Genomic DNA, 460 nt, shown 5'->3' with positions numbered 1-460 from the left:
TGCCTGTGTCATGACGGAATAAAATTTCTGAAACTCTTCACATTTCCGGCAATTGCCTGTAGCCGCAATAATGACGCTGCGTTACTTTTTTGATGCCTGAAAAATAACTCCATAAAGTTAATCTTCATCGTTCTCTCCCGCAGCTCCGCTAACTCTGCGGGATTTTTTTATTTTCATCCCCGCCCGATAACCACCACTTTCCCGTCACCGCCCTCATCACGGGTGCTGATGTCCTGGGATATCCGTCGTGAACCAACCAGCATTTCACCGTAAGGCACCGGCATCGGGTTACCCTGGGCAATCATGTTGTCCAGTGACGAAAAATACGTGTTCTGTTTACCGTTATCCGTACTTTTGTACTCAGGCGTCTTTGCCTTCGGGGCCAGCATCTGAGCCACACCACCCAGTATCTTGCTGGCACCCAGTGAGAACAGCATCGTGGTGGCAGTCAGCCCTCCGG

Annotated in this window: 1 protein-coding gene; it reads right to left on the bottom strand. The window is 50.4% G+C overall.

Features of this window, described 5'->3' with window-relative positions; genetic code table 11:
* Positions 1-173: 173 nt before the first annotated feature.
* On the bottom strand, positions 174-460 hold a 287-nt coding region (locus tag EHSB41UT_RS24905), incomplete at its 5' end, for a tail assembly protein (RefSeq protein ID WP_133060661.1).

It is taken from the genome of Parendozoicomonas haliclonae (genome assembly GCF_900174585.1).
Classification (GTDB): Bacteria; Pseudomonadota; Gammaproteobacteria; order Pseudomonadales; family Endozoicomonadaceae; genus Sansalvadorimonas; species Sansalvadorimonas haliclonae.
Note: the sequence above shows the minus strand (reverse complement) of the source record. Positions and strands in the feature narration are given on the sequence as shown.